The following is a 19,528-nucleotide window of genomic DNA, read 5'->3' as shown; positions in this document are numbered from 1 at the left end:
TCAAGTCTGACAGCCCACGATCACTACTCCCGCCCCACGAGCCCCTCCTGAAACACCGCCGTCTACGGGGTTCCAGCAGCCGGGGGGGAGCGAAGGGCCGGCTACTCCCACACCTGTCCGGAGGGTGTATCGGAAACCCGGACACCCATGCTCACAAGGGACTCGCGCAACCGGTCCGACGCCGCCCAGTCACCCGCCTCCCGGGCCCGCGCCCGTTCGGCCAGCAGCTCCGCCGCCCCCGGCGGCAACGCCGACCCGCGCGAGCGCCCGATCTCGACGGCCAGGTCCAGCCCCAGCACCTGGTCCAGATGCAGGAACGACTCCAGCTTGGCCCCCGGCGCCACCGCCTCGTCCCGCTCCAGCTCACGCAGCGCACGCAGCGCGGCCGGCGTGTCGAGGTCGTCGTCGAAGGCCGTCTCCGCCCGCCGCACGTAGTCGGCCGCCATCGGCGCGCTGGGCGACTCCGACCACTCCGCCACCCGTGCCCGCCACCGCCGTACGGTCCTGTCGGCCGCGTGCAGGGTGTCCCAGGTGAGGTTGAGCTGCTGCCGGTAGCGGTGTTCCAGGAACGCCAGACGCACGGCCAGCGGATCGAGGCCCGCCTCGGTCGCGTCCGACAGGAGCACCACGTTGCCGGTGGACTTGGCCATCTTCCGCCCGTCGAACAGCAGGTGCTCCCCGTGCACCCAATGGCGCACCACCTCGTGGCCGGCCGCCGCGTTCGACTGGGCCCGCTCGTCCTCATGATGGGGGAAGCGCAGGTCGATGCCGGCGGTGTGGAGATCGATGCGCTCGCCGAGGAAGTGCAGCGACATGGCCGAGCACTCGATGTGCCAGCCGGGGAAGCCGCGGCCCCAGGGGGCCTCCCAGGACAGTTCGCCGTCGGAGGGCTTCCAGAGGGCCCAGTCGGCGTGGAAGCGCTTGCGGGGGTCGGTGGCGTCGGGACGGAGGGAGTCGAGGCGGTTTCCGGAAATTTCGCCGTAAGTTGGGAAGGACGTGGCGTCGAAGTACACCGCCCCGTCCGGCAACGCGTACGCGTGTCCGCGCTCGATCAGCTTGGCGATCAGCTCGATCATCAGGTCGATCGTCTCGCTCGCGCGGGGCATGTGCTCCGGCGGCCGCATGTTCAGGGCGGCCGTGTCCCGCTTGAAGGCGTCCTCGTAGTAGCGGGCCAGGTCACGCGGCGAGCGTCCCTCGGCCCGCGCCCGCATGAGCACCTTGTCCTCGCCGGCCTCCGTGTCGTCGGCCAGATGGCCCACGTCGGTGATGTTCTGGCAGACCACCATGCGGACCCGCTGCCGCTCCAGGACCCGCCGGATCAGGTCGGAAAGCAGCTGCGAGCGCAGGTTGCCGACGTGCGCGTGGCGGTAGACCGTCGGCCCGCAGGAGTACATGCGCATGGCGCGCGCGGGGGCGATCTCCTCGACCTGCCTGGCGCGCGTGTCGTAGATCCGCAACATCCCCCGAGCCTAGCCCCGGCCTCCAAGGAAAGCCTCCGAGAAAGCCTCCGAGGAACCCCAGACGCCCAAAGAGACGACCAAAGAGAGGACCAGACGTCAGCCGCCCAGGAAGCCGACGATGTCCCGGTCCCCCCGCTCCCGCAGCCGCGCCAGCACCTCGTCGCGCGTCGCCGTGTCCGGCAACCCGATGCGCGCCCCGATCAGCCGCAGCCCCTCCATCTCCGAGGTGACCGGAGCGGTGTAGCCGATCAGATAGAGCGCCCGGTTCAACGGCGGTATCCCCGGAGCCGCGGCGGGCAGGTAGCGGGTCAGCAGCTCGCCCCCGTCGGACACGGTGAGGAAGACGTGGTCACCCTCCCCGGCCTTGAAGTCCGCCAGCACGTTCCTGATGGACCCCATGGTCGGCTGGTTGTGCCAGCTGATCACCACGTCCCCGGACGGCGTCGCGGCCGTGAGCTGCCCGCCGGGCGCCATCCCCAGGTACGCCGCGAACCCCGTAGGCAGCGGCGACCCCGACCCCCGCAGGTGCTCGGCGTTGACGTCGACGCGGTGCCACCAGCGGCCGTCGCGGCTGCGGAAGCTGCGCCGGGTCTCCGACACGTCCCTGCGCGGCTGGTACGGCTCGGCCTCACCGGTCGGCGAGGTGCCCGCCACCCGGATCCAGCCCCGCTGCGTCCGCTCGAACCCGGGGCCGCCCGAGTAGGCGCGCACCGAGCTTTCGCTGACGTCGTAGCGGGAGGTGAGGTTCGAGACGATCGTGCTGACCGACGCCTCGCCGCCGGCGCGCTCGATCTCCCTGGCGATCATCTCCCTGATCCCCAGGTATTCGTCGCCGCCCCATCTGGTCAGCCCGTACTTGTTCCGGTCCACGCGGCGGAACCGCTCGTCGGCGGTGAGCTGGTTGCGGATGCCGACCAGGCTGTAGTCCTCGCCGATGCGCTCCTGGATCTCCTCCGGCGTCAACGGCCGCCCGGCCACCGCCAGGACCGCCTCCGCCTTCTCGTTGATGCTGCGCGGCCACGGCACCACGTTCTGCTCCAGCACCCGCAGCTGCGGCACGGCCAGGATCCACCGCTCGGCCACGTCCTCGCGGATGCCGAGCTGGGTGACCATGGCGACGGCCTCGCCGAGCGGCCGCGGCCCGTCGGTGAACAGCTGGCGCGTCTTCTCCCTCAGCTCGTCCGCGCCACCCGCGATCAGCCAGCCGTCGGCCTGCTCGTACCCCGTGAGCAGCGTGCGGACGAACCGCCAGGCGGGGATGCCCAGCGTGCGCAGCTCGCCGCGGTGCCACGGCACGGCGGCGGCCAGGTCGTCGGCGGGTACGGCCGAGCCGAGCCGGCCGCGCAGCCAGGTGACGTGCGCGACGAGCGAGACCGCGTCCGGCCCGCCCAGCCAGGCTTCGACATGGTCGCGCAGGTCGCGTTCGATCTGCCGGATCCGCTCCCGCGTGACCGAGAAGCGCTGTGCCAGCTCGTCCAGCGTGGCCCGCTGCGAGGCGTACAGGCGGTCGCGGGCGATGGCCCGCTGCCGCTCGTCCAGCGCCGCGAACAGGCCGTCGATCAATTCGGGCAGTGGCTTGTCCGGCCGCGCCACGGACACGGCGACCGGCTCAGACGGAGGTTCGAGCAGCCGCTCGAACACCCCGCTGAACAGCTTCTGCACCACGTCCTTGCCCAGCATCTCCGGAGTACGCTCGGCCTCGGCGGGGTCGGAGAAACGCAGCAGCGGCAGGATGTCGCCGACCAGCAGGTGCCCCCAGCAGGCCACGGCGAGATCGGCGAGATGGCCCGCCACGGTCTGCGCGGAGATGACGGCGCAAGCGCGGTCGAGGGGGATCGTCTGCCACCATGCCTCGGGTAGCTGGGGCTCCTCCACGATCGGCGCTATCTGCACAGGGGAAGTCCAGCGCAGCGGTGGCGCGAGGTCGCTCAGGCTGAGGTTCATTGGGGTCCAACCGGCAATGGGAAGATATCCGCAGTTCAGACTATGTGATCAGAGCGACAGAAAAGGGCTACCTCTTCCTGAATGGGAGATATAGAGCATGGATCGGGCCCGCGTGCAGGCTACATACAGCATGCTCCGTTCCCGCTGCAATGCTCTCGCCCGGGCCCCCGGTTCGTCGGGCGGCGGTTCGGGCACCACGCCCTCCGCCACGCCGATGAGCGCGACCCGCTCGAACTCCAGCCCTTTCAGGTTCTGGAACGCCGACACCCGCACGTCCGCCCGCCCGAGCGCCTTGCGCGCCTCACGGACCAGCTTCGGCGTGCGCGCGCCGACGGCGATCTCATCGGCCGGGACGCCGTCGTCCAGCCAGGAGGCGACCGTGGCCACCAGCCCGGCCAGCTCCGCCTCCGGCGAGTCGTACGCCCTGAGCACCGGCCGCTCGCCGTTGCGCAGCGCGCGGAGCCCGTACAGCGGGGACATGCCCTTGACCAGCCCGTCGACCGGCCCGCCGCCGCGCAGCCGGACCGCGAACGACAGCAGCTCCTGCGGCAGCCGGTAGGACACCTTGAGCGTGTGCTGCAGGGCGGGGATGCCCACCGAGCCGAGCGTCACGTGCGTGTCGGTGATCCGCTGGTGCGGGTCGCCGACCATGAACAGGTCGTCGTGCGCCCGCGGCGCCACCGCCCGCAGCAGCCGCCACTGCGACGGGCTGATGTCCTGCGCCTCGTCCACCACGACGTGCCGGTACGGCTTGCGGCCCGGCTCGATGTCGTCGAGCAGGTCACCGGTGGCCCTCGACAGCAGCCGGAGCGCCTCGTCGGTCAGCTCGGCCAGCGTGCGCGCGCCGGGGCCGATCAGCGCGGGGCGCTGGCCCTCCGCGCCGGCCACGATGCGCATCGCCAGCCGCTCGGCGTTGTCCACGTCGACCCGCTTGCGCGTCACCCCGTCGTCGATCAGCCGGTCGAGCCGGTCGGACAGGTCCTCGCCCAGCCCCTGCGAGTAAGTCACCAGCAGCACCGGCCCGCTCCCGTGCGCGGCCAGATGGGCCGCCCGGTGCAGCGCGATGATCGTCTTGCCGGTGCCCGCCCCGCCGATCACCAGCACCGGGTGCTCGTAGCGCGCGGCGCGGGCCAGCCGGTGCTGTTCCGGACGCGGGAAGGCGCACCATTCCGGCGCGTCGAGCACCCGCTCCAGCTCCACCTTGTCGGCCACGAACACCGCCCGGTCCGGGCTGCGGCGCAGCGCCGCGTAGAAGTCGTTTACATCGATCCGGTCGGCGTCCTCGTCCGTGGCGCGGCAGGCGTCCAGCTCCCGCCAGGCTTCGGTGAGCGAGCCGCCCCGGGCCAGCACCGCGAGCGGCACGTGCTGGGTCGGGGGGAGCAGCGGTTCGAGCGCCTCCACGTCGGCCTCGGTGCTGATGAGCCGTACCAGCGGCAGCGCGAGTACGTCGATGCCCAGCGCGAGCAGATCACCATCGCAGATCGGGGCGAACAGCCCCGAAGCACTCGCCGATCGCCGTAACGCGGGCTCGACCCGTTCGAGCGCCTCGGCGTCCCACTCCTCGACGACGCCGATCACCGGGTTGATCCCGTAGCGGTAGCGCTGCGCGTACGACCACGCCTCGGGATCCGGGAGCACGGTACGCAGCCAGTACACGTCCCGCTGACGCACCACCACGCCCCGATGGCCCGACGTAAGGCGAAGCGTGGCGACCCGCGGATCCCTGGCGCCCCTGACCCGCTCGGGGTGCGGGGCGCCCGAGACGTTCAGCAGCAGGCGGCGGAGTGCGACCACGGCGTCCCTGCGCACCGGCTGTGCCAGTGCGCTGAGGTCCCGGGGGAAGTCCGGGGCGATCGCCAGCCGCGGCACGGCTCAGTCCAAGAGTTGCAGCAGGTCGCGGTCCCCGCGTTCGCGGAGCCTGGTGAGCAGGTCGGGCAGCCCGACAGGTCCGGTCATCCCGATCCTGGTGGCGATCACCCTGGCGGCCTGGTCGCGGGTCCCGCCGGGAGCGGTGTAACCGACCAGGCGCAGCGCCTTGGTGATCTTCTCGGCCCCCTGCGCGGCGACCGGCAGGTGCCTGGCCCGCAGCACGCCCTCGTCCGACAGCGTGAGGAACAGGTGCCCGCCCTCCTTCGCGCCGACGTCCGCGAGCAGCCGCTCGACGGATTCGAGCACCGGCCTGCCGTGCCAGACCATGGTCAGCTCGCCGGCCGCGCTCCGCACGGTCCTGCTCTCTCCTGGCGACAGCCCGAGGTACGTGGCGAACCCCGTGGGCAGCGCGCACTCGCCGCCGCCGAGCTGCTCGGCCGTCACGTCGATGCGCAGCCACCACCGGCCGTCCGGCTGGCGGAAGCACCGCCTGGTCTGGGAGACGTCCTTCAACGGCTGGTACGGCTTGACCGGCTCGTTCGACGCCCCGTTGCCCTCGCCCACCATGACCTCGGCCGGAGCGAACGCCTGGAACTGCGGCGTCCCCGGCGGCGGCGACGGGATCGGCGGCACCTGGGCGAACGCGGACGCCGGGGGGACCTCAATGATTTTCGGCTCCGAAGGAGCCGGCGGCTCAGACGGCCTGGCGGGCGGCTCAGACGGCAGCGTGGCCAGCACGAACTGCCAGGCGGGGACCTCCAGCGCGTGGATCTCCTTGGCGTGCCAGTCGGCCGCGCCGATCAGCTGCTCCCTGGGGGCGGCCGGGCCGATCGTCCGGCGCAGCTCGTCCAGGTGCGCCCGGTACGGCGCCGCCTCCTCGCTGGCCAGCCATTGACCGAGGCGGGCGCGCAGCTCGGTCTCGGTGGCGGAGATGTCGGCGGGCGGCACGGCGAACAGCTTGGCGAGCTGGTCCACGGCGGACGGCTGGTCGGTGAAGACCCGGTTCTGGGCGACGGCCCAGCTCTTGTCGTCCAGACCGGCGAACGCGGCCTCGATCAGCTCGGGCAGCTCGTGCCCCGCGGGCTCCTCCTGCTCCGGCTCCTCCGATTCGGCCGCCTCGAAGTCCGGTGTGTCGTACTTGGGTGTCGCCTCTTCCGGAGCGGGCTCAGGCTCGGGCTCCGGTACGGCTTCGGCGTCCTGCGGTTCCGGCTCCTCGCCCTCGGCTTCGAGCGCGGCGGCCTCCTCGGCGGCGGGCTCCGGCGCGGGCTCGTCGGCGGCGTCCAGGACGGGCTCGGGCTCGGGCTCCGGCTCCGGCTCCGGCTCCGGCTCCGGCTCGGCGGCCTCGTCGACGACCGGCTCGTCGATGACCGGCTCGTCGTCGGCGTCGAGCATCGGCTCCTCTGCCTCTGCCGCGTCCTCGGCTCCCGTCGCGTCCTCGGCCTCCACTGCCGCTTCGGCGGCCACTGCCTCTTCGGCGTCCGGCGCTTCCTCGCGCTCCGGCGCCTGCTCGGCGATCGGGGCCCGCTCGGCGACGCGAGCCTCCTCGGCGACCGGCGGCGCCTCCACAGGCAGGGCGACCGGCACGGCCTCGGGCGCGAGGGCGGCGAGGGCCGGGGCTGAGGCCGGGGCGGATACGGGCGCCGACGAGCGTTGGAGCTGGGGTGCGAGGCGTACCAGGGCCGCGGAGAACAGCGTGTTGAGCACCGGACGCGCCTGAATGAACGGCTGGTCCACCAGCTCCCTGCCGGTCAGCGCGAGCAGCCCCGTCCACGACCCGGCGCGGTCGAGCGCGATCGCCACCTGCGGCTCGTCGGCCTCGTCCGGATCCAGGACGTGCAGCGCCGGCAGCACGTCGCCGACGGCGGCGGCCGGCCAGTGCTCAAGCGCGATCTCCGTGAGCAGCTCGGCCAGCGGCTCGGGGCCGATGGCCGCGAGCACGAGCGGCATGGGCAGGCTGCGCCACCAGGCGTCCGGAAGCTCCGGCTGCCCGGTGAGCAGCGTGATCGTGGACGCGTCGCTCCACCTCAACGGTGGTACGAGGTCGCTCAGGCAGAAATTCATCCCGTTCCGTTCACCAGCCCCTCACGCCGCCGTGTCGTCGCAAGGCTCCTCAACTTCGTCAGCGGTGCAGCCTTACTCTCTTCCGCCACTCTTCCCGCCGCCCACGAACAGACCATAGTCCGGCAAAACTCCCCTACGCATCATCCACTACGTATCAGCGCCGGACGGCGGCGAAGCGTAGACGAACGTAGTCGGCCATCCAGCCCGTCTCCCTGCGCAGAGCGGGTGCGGCGAGCTCGTTGACCCGCTGGAGCAGCGGCTCGACGATGTCCGGCGGCAGCCCTTCGATGACCGAGGACGCGAACATCCGCACCCAGTCGGCGGCCCCCTGCGGGCACTCCTCCAGCGGCGTCGGCCGGTCGAAGTACTCCAGCAGCCGGACCACGAAGCCCTCCTGCTCCAGCCGGCGGGCGTACTCGGCCGGCGTGGGGAAGTACCAGGGCAGGTCAGGCTCGCGCAGACCGTACTCCCGCCAGGCGGTCAGCATGGCGGCGGTGAGCTCGGCGCAGTTGCCCGCGCCGCCCATCTCGGCCACGAACCGGCCGCCGGGCGTGAGCGCCTCGTGCACGTTGGCGATGACGGAGACGGGGTCGCGGCTCATCCAATGCAGTGCGGCGTTGGAGAAGACGGCGTCGTAGGCCAGCGCCACACTGAAGTCGTGCCCGTCGCCGACGATGAAGTCGACACCCGGATAAAGGGCCAGGGCCTTCTCGATCATGGCGGGGGAGCCGTCGATCCCGAGGACGTCGGCCCCCCGCGACGCGATCTGCGCGGTCAGCACTCCGGTGCCGCAGCCGAGGTCGAGCACGCGCTCTCCCGGCCGCGGATCGAGCAGGTCCACCAGAGGCGCGCCTTGCGTCGAGACGTAGCCGAAACTGCCGTCGTAGGCGCGACTGCTCCACCGCTCCAAGCTCGGTGTGTCGTATCGCAAGACGATCAGCTCTCATTCGTCAGACATCGGGCCCCCTGTGGCCGTGCTGTCTGTTCACTTTAGAGGTTGATTGTCTCCGCGACATATCAAGTCACAATGGTCTCATCGCACACTTTGCGTCCAACGCCTCCGCAGATAGACCTTTCCGGCATCTGTCTGCGGAATCGTGAGGAGCACCGGCGGTCCGGGCGCGACGGGCAATTTGCCGGCCTGCTCCGCGTCGAGCGTGCCGCGCATCAGCATCGCCTCCCCTCGGGCGGGGCGGGCCCAGCCCTTCTGCAGGAGGTTCTGGCCCTCGTCGGAGAACAGGAACTCCTGCCAGAGACGGGCCGCGGCGGGATGCGGCGCGTCCTTGCTGATCGCCTGCACGTGGTAATCGCCGAGCGGCGCGTCACGCGGAATCGTCACCTTCCACGCCTCCGCGTCGCGGGCGCTGCGGGCGGCGTTGAGGTGGTCCCAGTCCACGATCACGTTGGCCTTGGCCGGGTCAGTGAGCCGGCCCGCCTGCCTGAGCTTGGCGAACAGTTCGACACCGCGCTGCGGCTGTGGCGCGCCCGACACCAGCGAGGCGGCCATCACGCCGTCGAAGGCCGCCGCCGAGTGCAGCGGGTCGCCGTCGAGCGCGACCAGGTAGCCCGGCTTGGCGGCCAGATCGGCGAAGGAGGCAGGAGCGGGGACCTTGCGCGGGTCGTAGCCGAGCGACATGTAGGCCCCGTAGACGCCGTACCAGGCGCCGCCGGGGTCCTTGATGTGATCGGGCAGGTCCTGCCAGCCTTGCACCTTGTACGGGGCGAACTTGGCGGCCTCGGCCACCGCGACGTCGAGGGTCAGGTCGAACACATCGGGCTTGAGCTGGGCGGCGGCCTCTATCTCGCGCCGGCTGCTGGCGCCGGGCTCGAGCTCATTGACCTTGATGCCGTACTTGTCGGTAAAGGTGTCGATGATCGCGCCATAGTTGACCCAGTCCCGGGGAAGCCCGATCACGGTGAGCGAGCCTTCCCGCTTGGCGGTCGCGGCGAGGTTGTCGAGGGTCGTGAAACCCTGCTTCATGGAGGCGGCCTTGACGTTCACCGGCGGAAGCGGCTTCTCGGCCGGGGACGACGACGCGCCGCATCCGGCGCTGGCGATAAGGGCGGCTACGGCGGCGCAGGTACGTACGGTCACAGAACGAATACTCGCCGTTACTACCGTTCAGGTCGAGGAGGCGCGGCCGGAACGACCTTGGCCGCCACCAGCGCCTCCTCGGAGATCTCCACCAGAGTGCCGTCCCTCTTGCGGACACGCAGCACGCCGCCGTCCCAGGATTCGAGAATCCCGACGGCGTCACGGAAGCCTTCCGGAACCCGCCTGCGGGTGGTGATCCGGGCGCCGACGTCCGCGGTTGTGATCGCGATCACCAGGCGAGCCGCCACGAGTTTGCCACCCTCCGTTCCGGCCAGTTGGCAAGCACGGCAATACTAGGGCTAGCGGACCGCCGTCAGAGTCATGCCATGGTGCGGAGAGAAGGAGCTCGAGGTGACCTACGTCATCGCGCAGCCTTGCGTGGACGTCCTGGACAAGGCGTGCATCGAGGAGTGCCCCGTTGATTGCATTTACGAGGGCGAGCGCATGCTTTACATCCACCCCGACGAGTGCGTGGACTGCGGCGCTTGTGAGCCAGTGTGCCCCGTCGAGGCCATTTTCTACGAAGACGACCTTCCCGAGCAGTGGAAGGACTACTACAAGGCGAACGTCGACTTCTTCGAGGACCTGGGCTCGCCCGGCGGCGCCTCCAAGGTCGGCAAGATCGACAAGGATCACCCGGTCGTCGCCGCGCTGCCGCCGCAGGCCGAAGAGCACTAGCCCGCACCCAGCAGCGGGGCGCCCGAACGGCGGGCCCCGCTGCCGGGCGTACGGCGCGCACGCCTGATCGGCTGTGGACGTGCACGCCTGATACCTGGAGAACCGTGAACAACCTGCCCGACTTCCCTTGGGACCGGCTGGAGCCGTACAAGGCGCGTGCGCTGGCGCACCCCGACGGCATCGTCGACCTGTCGGTCGGCACGCCCGTCGACCCGGTGCCGCCGCTCGTCCAGAGCGCGCTCGTCGAGGCCGCCAACAGCCCCGGCTACCCGCTCACCCACGGGACGAAGGCGCTGCGGGAGGCCGCCGCCGGTTGGCTGCGCCGCCGGCACGAGGTCACCGTCGAGCCGCGCGACGTGCTGCCGCTGATCGGCTCGAAGGAGTTCGTCGCCTGGCTGCCCAGCTACCTGGGCGCCCGGCGGGTCGTCTTCCCCGAGCTGGCCTATCCCACCTACGACGTGGGCGCCCGGCTGGCCGGGGCGGAGGCGACGGCCTCCGACGGCCTGCTCGCGCTGGGGCCCCAGCACGTGGACCTCGTCTGGGTCAACTCGCCCGGCAACCCCACGGGCCGGGTGCTGCCCGTCGAGCACCTGCGCAAGGTGGTGGCCTGGGCGCGCGAGCGCGGCGCGGTCGTCGCCTCCGACGAGTGCTACATCGAGCTGGGCTGGGAGGAGCGACCCGTCTCCATCCTGCATCCCGACGTCTGCGAGGGCTCCCACGAGGGGCTGCTCGCGGTCCACTCGCTGTCCAAGCGCTCCAACCTGGCCGGTTACCGCGCCGGGTTCGTGACCGGCGACCCGGCTCTGGTCAAGCGGCTCCTGGAGATCCGCAAGCACGCGGGGATGCTCATGCCGGCCCCCGTACAGGCCGCCATGACGGCCGCGCTGGGCGACGACGCGCACGCCGAGGAGCAGCGCGAGCGCTATGCCAGGCGGCGCGTCCAGCTGCGGCCGGTGCTGGAGAAGGCGGGCTGGAGCATCGAGCACTCGACCGCCGGCCTGTATTTCTGGGCGACGGACGGGACCAGTTCTTGGGAACAGGTCAGTAAGCTCTCCGAAATCGGTATTTTGGTTGCGCCGGGGGAATTCTACGGTTCGGCAGGTGGACGGCATATCCGTATCGCCATGACCGCCACTGATGAACGCATCAGTGCGGCGGTGCGCCGCCTCCAGTAGGATCCCCCGCGAAGCAGGGCACACATAAGTTGATAACGGCGTTTGCTGAGGCAGACCGCGAGTGGAGCGAGCTGATCGATGAGCATGACCTTCGTGGTCGTACTCGGGCTGAGCGTCGCCACCGTCCTCCTGCTGCTGGGTGCCTTCCTGGCCACCATGCGCCAGGACAGGAAGGGCCGCACGACCGCACAGCCGGTCGAGATCGCGGCCACCGAGGCCCCGCTGCCGGCACCGGTGAGCATGCCCGGGTACGCCGGATCCGACTATGTCGATCCCCGCACCATCAAGGTCGGCGACCGGATAGAGGTGCACGGATCGCCCGCGCGAGTGCTCGGCGCCATGTACATCTCGTGGCAGGGCATGCAGTGGGTCGAATACCGGCTGCGTGACAGCTCCCGCCGCATGCAGTGGCTGTCGGTGGAGGCGCGGCAGGGCACGGCCGAGGGCGAGCCGTCGCATCTGGAGGTGCTCATCTGGACCGAGGTGCCCACCGAGGGCATGGTGCCGGCCAAGAGCATGCTGATCATGGAGGGCGTCGAGTTCCACCCGATCGAGCGGGGCACCGCCGCGTTCAGGTCGGAGGGCAACACCGGCAACGCCGAGCGGGGGCTGCTCGACTTCGCCGACTACCGCGCCTCCGACGGGCGGCTGCTGTCCTTCGAGCGGATCCAGGGCGGCAGATGGACGGCCAGTTACGCCAGGCCGCTGCCGCCCGGCTCGATCAGCATCGTCAGCCGCGCCACCTCTTAAGGCCCGTCTAGGAGATGTCCACCTTGCTGTCGGTCGCCTTGCCGCCTGACTGCCAGCCCTCCAGGTTCATGTCGTTGGTCCAGGTGGCGCCGTTGAAGCCGACGCGCTTGAGTCCGTACTTCTGCGCGTGGGCCACCGACCAGGCGGCGATCAGCCAGCCGCGCTTGCGCGTCGAGATGGACGGGTCGCCGAGCGCCCGCGCGAGCTGGCGCCGCGCCTCGGCGGTCTTGGCCTGGGGGGCGGGGGTGCTCGCCTTGGGCGGCGGGTACCAGCAGTGCACGGCCTTCGGGACACGCCCGGTGAACGCCGCCGCGAGGATCCTGGCGTCCTCCTCGTGCTGGGCGTAGGCGTAGCCGCCCGCCGAGCGCTGCACGGCCTGGGCGGCGTCCGCCAGCGGGATCTTCCGGTAGTTCTTGACCTTGACCAGCGCGGCGAAGAACCGGTTGGTCGCGTAGACGGGGTCGAGGAGCTGCTTGCGCTTGCCCCATCCCTGCGACTGGCGCTGCTGGAACACGCCGACGGAGTCACGGTCGCCGTAGTCGAGGTTGTAGAGCTTCGACTCCTGCAGCGCGGTCGCGTAGGCGATCACCACCGCCCGCTCGGGCAGCTTGCGGCGCTCCGCGACGGCCGCGATGGTGGCCGATATCTGGGCCTGCTCGATCTCGAGATCCCGGTCGCCCACGGGCGTCTTGACACTGCAGTGGGCTTCGGGAACGGCCAGCGGCTGCGCCTTTTTGAGCAGGTGGTAGAGGCCCACGGAGATGCCCACCGCGAGGAGCAGAACGATGACCGCGATCGTGATGACTCCGCGGGAGAAGCGCAGGCGCACGCTGAGAAACCTACCCGGCCAGATAAGCTCCGTGGCCATGAGGCACGTGAGCAGTGTGTCACCGATCGTATCCGCGGTGGACGAGCTGTGGGCGCGTCGCGGGGAGCTGTCACCCCGCGACCTCGACGCGCGCAACGTGGTGGTGAGCGCGATCGACCTGCTCGACAGGGGACAGGCGCGGGCCGCCCGGTTGTCGGACGGCGAGGTGGTCGTGGACGAGCGGGCCAAACGGGCGATCCTGCTCAGTTTCCAGGTGCTCGGCCTGGCCAGGTCGCAGGTGGGCGATTTCCAGCACCACGACCGGCATCCGCTCAAGACCACGCTCGACGGGGTGCGGGTGGTTCCGGGGGCGATCGCGCGCTGGGGCTCCTATCTGGCGCCCGGCGTGGTGCTGATGCCGTCGTTCACGAACATCGGCGCGTACGTCGGCGAAGGCACGATGGTCGACACCTGGGCCACGGTCGGCTCCTGTGCCCAAATCGGGAAAAACGTTCATTTGTCCGGTGGAGTAGGGATCGGCGGTGTGCTGGAGCCGCCCAACGCCGTGCCGGTGATCGTGGAGGACGACGCCCTCATCGGCAGCCGTGCGATGCTGGTCGAAGGCGCCCGGGTGGGACGCGGCGCCGTCGTCGGGGCGGGCACGATCCTGTCGGCCTCCATCCCGGTGATCGATGTGCAGACCGGCGAGGAGCTGGGCCGCGGCCGCGTACCCGACTGGTGCGTCGCCGTCGGCGGCACCCGCCAGAAGGAGTTCCCCGGCGGCACGTTCGGGTTGCCCTGCGTGCTGGTGATCAAGCGCCTGGAGCCGGGGCAGCGCCACGACAAGGCAGCGCTCAACGAGGTGCTGCGCGAACACGGAGTGAACACCTGATGCTGGACCTGACACAGGACGTACGGACGCTGACCGCGGCCATCGTGGACATCGAGTCGGTGAGCGGCGACGAGCGGGCGCTGGCCGAGGCGGTCGAGCAGGCGCTGGCGGTGTTGCCGTACCTCAAGGTCGACAGATCGGGCGAGACACTCGTCGCGCGTACGGAGCTGGGCCGCGCCGAGCGGGTGCTGATCGCCGGGCACCTCGACACGGTGCCGGTCGCCGGCAACCTGCCCAGCCGCGTCGAGGGCGACCTGCTCTTCGGCTGCGGCACCTCGGACATGAAGGCGGGGGTGGCGGTCGCGCTCAAGCTGGCGGCCACCGTGCCCGCGCCCAACCGCGACGTCACCTACGTCTTCTACGACTGCGAGGAGATCGAGGCCGAGCGCAACGGGCTGACGAGGGTGGCCCGCGAGCACCCCGAGTGGCTGGCGGCCGACTTCGCGGTGCTCATGGAGCCCACGGACGGGGTGATCGAGGGCGGCTGCCAGGGCACCCTGCGGGCCGAGATCACCGTGGCCGGCAAGCGCGCGCACAGCGCCAGGTCCTGGCTCGGGGTCAACGCCATTCACGGCATCGAGCCGGTCCTGGCCCGGCTCAACGCCTACGAGGCCCGGCAGCCCGTGGTCGACGGGCTGGCCTACCACGAGGGGCTCAACGCGGTCGGCGTGCGCGGCGGCGTGGCGGGCAACGTGATTCCGGACGAGTGCGTGGTCACGGTCAACTACCGCTTCGCGCCCGACCTGTCGATCGAGCAGGCGCAGGCGCACGTGCGCGAGGTGTTCGACGGGTTCGAGGTCCGCTTCACCGATGGCGCCCCGGCCGCGCGGCCCGGCCTCACCCACCCGGTGGCGGCGGCCTTCACCGCCGCGGTCGGCGGCACGCCGCGGGCCAAGCTGGGCTGGACGGATGTCGCGCGCTTCTCCACACTGGGGGTGCCGGCCGTGAACTACGGTCCCGGTGACCCGAACCTGGCGCATCAGCAGGGGGAGTACGTGTCGCTCACGAAGATCGTGGAGAGCGAGCGGGCCCTGCTGGACTGGCTGACAAAGTGAAAGTGGCTTTCCTCGCCGGCCATTTGGCGGGGAAAGCCACTTTCAGTCCCGAGCAGCACCCTCGGCAGTTAGACGCAGGCAGGTCGAAATCTGGTTCCTGCTTCTTTCAAGATTTTTTACGCGGGTTCTTAGCCCCATCTACCAGGGCATTTGCCTCAGAGGCCCTCTATCGGGTGACTAGCGCTCGTTGTGCGCGGGGTCGCCCGGCGTTGGGCTAGCGTGACCGCATGGAACAGACACGTCCGGAACGCCGTCAGGGGCAGGCCGTGATCCGCGGCGGTCTCGCGCTGCAGACCACCCACGATCAGCGGCTGCTCGACCGTCAGGGCCCCGCCGACTGGGTGCACATGGACCCGTGGCGGGTGCTGCGCATCCAGGCGGAGTTCGTGGAGGGGTTCGGGCAGCTGGCCGAGCTGCCCCCGGCGGTCACCGTCTTCGGCTCCGCCCGCACGCCCGGGGGCTCTGCCGAATACGGCGTGGGCCGTGCGCTCGGCCGTGCGCTGGCCCGGGCCGGATACGCGGTGATCACCGGCGGCGGGCCCGGGATCATGGAGGCGGCCAACCGGGGAGCCCTCGACGTGGAGGGCGCGGTGTCGGTGGGGCTCGGCATCGAGCTGCCCTTCGAGCAGAGGATGAACGACTACGTGGACCTCGGCATCGAGTTCCGCTACTTCTTCGTCCGCAAGACGATGTTCGTCAAATACTCGTGCGGCTTCATCGCGCTGCCTGGTGGGTTCGGCACGCTCGACGAGCTGTTCGAGGCGCTCACGCTGGTGCAGACGCAGAAGGTGACGTCCTTCCCCGTCGTGCTGATGGGCTCGGAGTTCTGGGGCGGCCTGATGGACTGGATCAAGAGCACGCTCCTCGACACCGGCAAGATCGCCGAGCAGGATCTCGACCTCATCACCGTGACCGACGACGTCGACGAGGCCGTACGCATCATCGTCGACGCCGACCTCAAGCGGTCCGAGCAGCTCCGGGAGGAGCAGGGCGCCGTCGCCGCCCAGCCGGCCGAGCCCCAATAAGCTCAAATGTGTGAATATCTGCGTGTTTTGCGCGTCAAGCCAGAAGATTGACGAGAAATACCTCCAACTCGCCACAGAGGTCGGCGCCGAGCTCGCCCAGCGTGGCCACACGCTGGTGAGCGGCGGCGCCACCGTCTCGTGCATGGGCGCCATCACCGCCGCCACCCGCGCCTCCGGCGGCCGCACCATCGGCGTGATCCCCCAGGTCCTGGTCGACATCGAGGTCGCCGACACGGGCTCCGACGAGCTGATCGTCACCACCGGCATGCGCGAGCGCAAGGCCGCCATGGACGAGCGCTCCGACGCCTTCCTCGTCCTGCCCGGCGGCATCGGCACGCTGGAGGAGCTCTTCGAGATCTGGACGGCCCGCGTCCTCGGCATCCACGACCGTCCGCTGGTGATCCTCGACCCGTGGGGTCTGTACGCGCCGCTGCGGCAGCTCATCGAGAACATGTACGACGCGGGCTTCACCCGGGCCAACGTCTTCGACGCCATCTCCTGGACCAACACGGTCGAGGAGGCGTTCGCGCACCTGGAGGCCACCAGCACGCCGGTTCGGCCCAGCGTCGAGGAGCTCGGCGAGTCCACCGGCTGACCCGTCCCGGGGAGTCCCAAGACGTAACAGGCGCGGCAAGTGCGGGACTCGTGCGTCGATCGTATGAGTACGATGCCAATGTGCTGGTCGTACTCGCCATTGCCGCGCTCGCCATTCTGGCCTGCGTGGTCCTGGTCTCCCTCGGAAGAGGCGGGGAGCTGACCGAGTTCCCGCCGGATGTGCCGCCTCTCGACCTGCCGGAGCCCGGGCAGCTCACGGCGGTGGACTTCATGGCGCTGCAGCTGCCGGTCAACCTGGTCGGCTATCACACGCAGAGTGTCGACGAGACCCTGCGCAGGGCGGCGACGGCGATCAGCGCCCGTGACACCAGGATCGCCGTGCTCGAACAGCGGGTCTCCGAGCTGCTGTCGAGCCGACTGTATGCCCGCCAGGAGGTCTACGCGGCTCCGGGCGCCGGCCTGCGCACCGACCACGAGCCACCGGCCGCGCCCCGGGACCTCTCCCAGGAGGGGGACTCGGCCGTCGAGGCGGCCGCCCTGGGAGACCGGCACGCCGAGCCGTCCACGGACGAGCCTCAGGACGCGGTGGCGGTGCCCGACCAACCGGACGTCACGGCGGAGCCGGAGGTCGCGGTGGAGTCGGACGCGGTGGCGGAGCCGGACGCGGTGGCGGAGCCGGAGGTCGTGGCGGACGCTGCGGTGAAGCCGGAAGACGACGCCCCGCCATCCGACACGCCGGCCGATCACACGGCCGCGTTCGACGCCTCGGCCGCGGCGACGGAAGACGAGCCGGCCCGCGACGGTGAGTCGGTCCGCGACGGCGAGCCGGTCCTGGCCCAGTCGAGTGACAAGGGGCTGGAGCGCGAGAGTGAGCCGGTGCGGGTGGCACCGGGCGAGGACAGGGACGAGCGCAAGTGACGCAAGTGTCGGAAGTGATCCGCTGTACCTGGCCGGGGATGGCGGACCCGATCTACATCACCTACCACGACGAGGAGTGGGGCCGCCCGGTCCGGGGCGACGACGGTGTCTTCGAGCGGGTCTCCCTGGAAGCCTTCCAGTCGGGCCTGTCGTGGCTGACGATCCTGCGCAAGCGCGAGAACTTCCGCGCCGCCTTCGACCAGTTCTCCATCCCCAAGGTCGCCGCGTACACCGAGCAGGACGTGGCCCGCCTCCTCGGCGACCCCGGCATCGTGCGCAACCGCGCCAAGGTGGAGGCGACCATCGCCAACGCGCGGGCCGCACTCGACCTGCCCGGCGGCCTGTCCGACCTGGTCTGGCAGTACGCCGACGCCGCGTCCCCGGTCCCCAGGGCGATGACCGACGTCCCGGCCATCACCCCGGCCTCCAAGGCCCTGGCCAAGGACCTCAAGAAGCGCGGCTTCAGATTCGTCGGCCCGACCACCGCGTACGCCCTCATGCAGGCCATCGGCCTGGTCAACGACCATATCGAGGGCTGCGTCGCCCGGCAGGCGCAGCCGTAGCGAGGCGGATTCAGCGGCCGTGGAACGTCGGCTGCTCCTTGGCCAGGAAGGCCCGGGTGGCGTCGAGGTGGTCCTGGGTGGCCACGCACTCGTCCTGCAGGTCGGCCTCCACGGCCAGGGTCTCGGGCAGCGAGTGCGTCGCGGCGTAGGCCAGCGCCCGCTTCGTGGCCGCGAACGCCCTGGTGGGCCCCGCCGCCAGCCGTACGGCCAGCTCATGGGCGGTCTTGAGCACGTCGTCGGCGGGCACCACGCGGGTGACCACGCCCAGTTCGAGCGCGCGGGCCGCGCCGAGGGGCTCGCCGAGCAGCAGCAGCTCGGTCGCCCGCCCCAATCCCACCAGGCGGGCCAGCGTCCACGACGCGCCCGAGTCGGGCGCCAGGCCCACCCCGGCGAACGCCATCGCGAACTTGGCCTTGTCCGAGGCCACCCGCAGGTCGCAGGCGAAGGCCAGTGAGGCGCCCGCCCCGGCGGCCACGCCGTTGACCGCCGCCACGACCGGCTTGGCCATCGTGGTGATCAGCTCGACGATGGGGTTGTAGTGCGCGCGGACCGTGTCGGCCAGGCCGCGGCCCGCCTCCAGGTTGCCGGCGTGCTCGCGCAGGTCCTGGCCCGCGCAGAAGGCCCGTCCCGAGCCGGTGAGCAGCACCGCGCGGACCTCGGGGTCGGCGGCGGCGCGGCGTAGCGCGTCGAGCAGGGCCGCCTTCACCTCGGCCGTCAGCGAGTTCATCGCGTCGGGCCGGTCGAGGGTGATGGTGGCGACGGCATCGGTCACGTCATAGCGGATCAAGGCAGCTCCCTGTCGACGAACGCGGCGGCCGCGGGCAGCAGGCGGACCGCCTCCTGCTCGAAGTAGGCCCTGGCCTTCTCGCCCGGCCAGGCGGGTGGCAGCAGCTCCGGGGGGAGGCCAGGATCCCGGAACAGGAAGTTGCGCCATCCGTGCACGAGTCTGCTCCTGGTCGCGAACACCTGATCAGCCGGGGCGCCGCCAGGCAGCGCGCCGACCAGAGTGACAGCCTCCGACAGCCAGTGCTCGTACGCCGCGCCGATGGCGGTCAGATCCCAGGCGCGGGCCACCAGCTCGCGCGGATCGCCCTCGAGCGCCGCGTCGAACCTGTCGGCGTGCACGCCCTCGCCCTCCAGCAGGTTGTCCAGTTCGATCGACGAGCGCGGGCCGATCCACGTCGTCTCCGACAGCGCGGCGTACCCCAGGAAGGTCAGGTCGGCGCGGATCCGTTCCCTGCGCGGACGGTCCTTGACCGGACCGAAGACGATCACGTGCCACCGGCCACGCCAGCTCAAAGTTCCGGCTCGGTAAATTCTCAAGGCGGCCTCGTCCAGGCGTCTGACGCACTTCGGCGTAAGTCCGTAACCGGCGCCCTGGGGCAGCCTGACGGGCTGCAACCAGCCCTGTCGCACCATGCGGGAAACGGCCGTCCGTACGGCCGGGGCGGCGATTTCGAGGGGCTTCATGAGCCGTACGAGCGCGGCCACGGACGCCTGTCCACCGCGCGAGCGCAGGTGGTCTCCATAGAGGTCGAACAGAGCGGCGCGAGCATGCACGAAGTCCAGTTTGGCCGCCTTCGCCAGCATGGACAACGCATTCTGGGAGGAGATCGTTACCCATGAGCGCTCTCGATGCGGGAGAATAGGACATCACAGATGACGTGAATGCGTCGGCCA

General features: G+C 70.8%; 19 protein-coding genes. 9 read left to right on the top strand and 10 right to left on the bottom strand.

Annotated features, from left to right (window positions below; genetic code table 11):
- Window positions 1–101 precede the first annotated feature (101 nt).
- The 7 genes from cysS to LDL49_RS43145 all read right to left on the bottom strand — a co-directional run bounded on the left by cysS (window position 102) and on the right by LDL49_RS43145 (window position 9,677).
- Complete coding sequence (gene cysS / locus LDL49_RS43175; protein WP_225300716.1) at window positions 102–1,460, bottom strand: cysteine--tRNA ligase; 1,359 nt, start codon at window positions 1,458–1,460, stop codon at window positions 102–104.
- Window positions 1,461–1,556: 96 nt separating this feature from the next.
- On the bottom strand, window positions 1,557–3,404 hold the full coding sequence (locus LDL49_RS43170; RefSeq protein ID WP_225300715.1) for a sigma factor-like helix-turn-helix DNA-binding protein: 1,848 nt from the start codon (window positions 3,402–3,404) through the stop codon (window positions 1,557–1,559).
- Window positions 3,405–3,452: 48 nt separating this feature from the next.
- Complete coding sequence (locus LDL49_RS43165) at window positions 3,453–5,273, bottom strand: UvrD-helicase domain-containing protein (RefSeq protein ID WP_225300714.1); 1,821 nt, start codon at window positions 5,271–5,273, stop codon at window positions 3,453–3,455.
- Between the two features lie 3 nt (window positions 5,274–5,276).
- Window positions 5,277–7,301, bottom strand: a complete 2,025-nt coding sequence (locus tag LDL49_RS43160) for a hypothetical protein (protein WP_225300713.1) — start codon at window positions 7,299–7,301, stop codon at window positions 5,277–5,279.
- Window positions 7,302–7,488: 187 nt separating this feature from the next.
- Entirely contained in the window at window positions 7,489–8,265 is a 777-nt protein-coding gene (locus LDL49_RS43155) for a class I SAM-dependent methyltransferase (RefSeq protein ID WP_225300712.1), read from the bottom strand.
- Window positions 8,266–8,367: 102 nt separating this feature from the next.
- The gene (locus LDL49_RS43150; RefSeq protein WP_225300711.1) at window positions 8,368–9,429 is read right to left on the bottom strand and encodes an ABC transporter substrate-binding protein; all 1,062 of its coding nucleotides are present in this window, start codon (window positions 9,427–9,429) and stop codon (window positions 8,368–8,370) included.
- A 20-nt stretch (window positions 9,430–9,449) separates the two neighbouring features.
- The gene (locus LDL49_RS43145) at window positions 9,450–9,677 is read right to left on the bottom strand and encodes a putative acetyltransferase (protein ID WP_225300710.1); all 228 of its coding nucleotides are present in this window, start codon (window positions 9,675–9,677) and stop codon (window positions 9,450–9,452) included.
- A gap of 103 nt (window positions 9,678–9,780) precedes the next feature.
- Between LDL49_RS43145 and fdxA the strand changes: the two genes are divergently transcribed.
- From fdxA to LDL49_RS43130, 3 genes are all read left to right on the top strand, one after another.
- Window positions 9,781–10,107 (top strand): ferredoxin, encoded by a 327-nt coding sequence (fdxA, locus tag LDL49_RS43140; protein WP_225300709.1) that lies wholly within the window; start codon window positions 9,781–9,783, stop codon window positions 10,105–10,107.
- Between the two features lie 104 nt (window positions 10,108–10,211).
- Entirely contained in the window at window positions 10,212–11,282 is a 1,071-nt protein-coding gene (dapC, locus tag LDL49_RS43135) for a succinyldiaminopimelate transaminase (RefSeq protein WP_225300708.1), read from the top strand.
- Window positions 11,283–11,360: 78 nt separating this feature from the next.
- Entirely contained in the window at window positions 11,361–12,032 is a 672-nt protein-coding gene (locus LDL49_RS43130) for a DUF4178 domain-containing protein (RefSeq protein ID WP_225300707.1), read from the top strand.
- Between the two features lie 7 nt (window positions 12,033–12,039).
- Here LDL49_RS43130 and LDL49_RS43125 read toward each other — a convergent pair whose 3' ends face one another.
- The gene (locus LDL49_RS43125) at window positions 12,040–12,861 is read right to left on the bottom strand and encodes a hypothetical protein (RefSeq protein WP_225300706.1); all 822 of its coding nucleotides are present in this window, start codon (window positions 12,859–12,861) and stop codon (window positions 12,040–12,042) included.
- Between the two features lie 37 nt (window positions 12,862–12,898).
- Between LDL49_RS43125 and LDL49_RS43120 the strand changes: the two genes are divergently transcribed.
- From LDL49_RS43120 to LDL49_RS43095, 6 genes are all read left to right on the top strand, one after another.
- On the top strand, window positions 12,899–13,732 hold the full coding sequence (locus LDL49_RS43120; RefSeq protein ID WP_225300705.1) for a 2,3,4,5-tetrahydropyridine-2,6-dicarboxylate N-succinyltransferase: 834 nt from the start codon (window positions 12,899–12,901) through the stop codon (window positions 13,730–13,732).
- A complete protein-coding gene (gene dapE / locus LDL49_RS43115) occupies window positions 13,732–14,787 on the top strand; it encodes a succinyl-diaminopimelate desuccinylase (RefSeq protein WP_225300704.1) in 1,056 nt (351 codons plus the stop codon). The genes LDL49_RS43120 and dapE overlap by 1 nt, the downstream gene beginning before the upstream one ends.
- 227 nt (window positions 14,788–15,014) lie before the next feature.
- The gene (locus tag LDL49_RS43110; RefSeq protein WP_225300703.1) at window positions 15,015–15,812 is read left to right on the top strand and encodes an LOG family protein; all 798 of its coding nucleotides are present in this window, start codon (window positions 15,015–15,017) and stop codon (window positions 15,810–15,812) included.
- 10 nt (window positions 15,813–15,822) lie between these two features.
- Complete coding sequence (locus tag LDL49_RS43105; protein ID WP_225300702.1) at window positions 15,823–16,407, top strand: LOG family protein; 585 nt, start codon at window positions 15,823–15,825, stop codon at window positions 16,405–16,407.
- Window positions 16,408–16,487: 80 nt separating this feature from the next.
- Complete coding sequence (locus LDL49_RS43100; RefSeq protein WP_225300701.1) at window positions 16,488–17,285, top strand: hypothetical protein; 798 nt, start codon at window positions 16,488–16,490, stop codon at window positions 17,283–17,285.
- A gap of 5 nt (window positions 17,286–17,290) precedes the next feature.
- Window positions 17,291–17,848: a DNA-3-methyladenine glycosylase I gene (locus tag LDL49_RS43095; RefSeq protein WP_225300751.1), complete on the top strand. Its 558-nt coding sequence runs from the start codon at window positions 17,291–17,293 to the stop codon at window positions 17,846–17,848.
- A gap of 10 nt (window positions 17,849–17,858) precedes the next feature.
- Here the strand turns inward: LDL49_RS43095 and LDL49_RS43090 are convergent, their stop codons facing one another.
- Both LDL49_RS43090 and LDL49_RS43085 read right to left on the bottom strand, forming a co-directional pair.
- Complete coding sequence (locus tag LDL49_RS43090; RefSeq protein WP_225300700.1) at window positions 17,859–18,635, bottom strand: enoyl-CoA hydratase-related protein; 777 nt, start codon at window positions 18,633–18,635, stop codon at window positions 17,859–17,861.
- Entirely contained in the window at window positions 18,632–19,438 is an 807-nt protein-coding gene (locus tag LDL49_RS43085; protein ID WP_225300699.1) for a PaaX family transcriptional regulator, read from the bottom strand. Before LDL49_RS43085 ends, LDL49_RS43090 begins: the two co-directional genes overlap by 4 nt.
- Window positions 19,439–19,528 lie beyond the last annotated feature (90 nt).

It is taken from the genome of Nonomuraea aurantiaca, assembly GCF_020215705.1.
GTDB lineage: Bacteria > Actinomycetota > Actinomycetes > Streptosporangiales > Streptosporangiaceae > Nonomuraea > Nonomuraea aurantiaca.
This window is presented reverse-complemented; position numbering and strand designations above follow the sequence as displayed.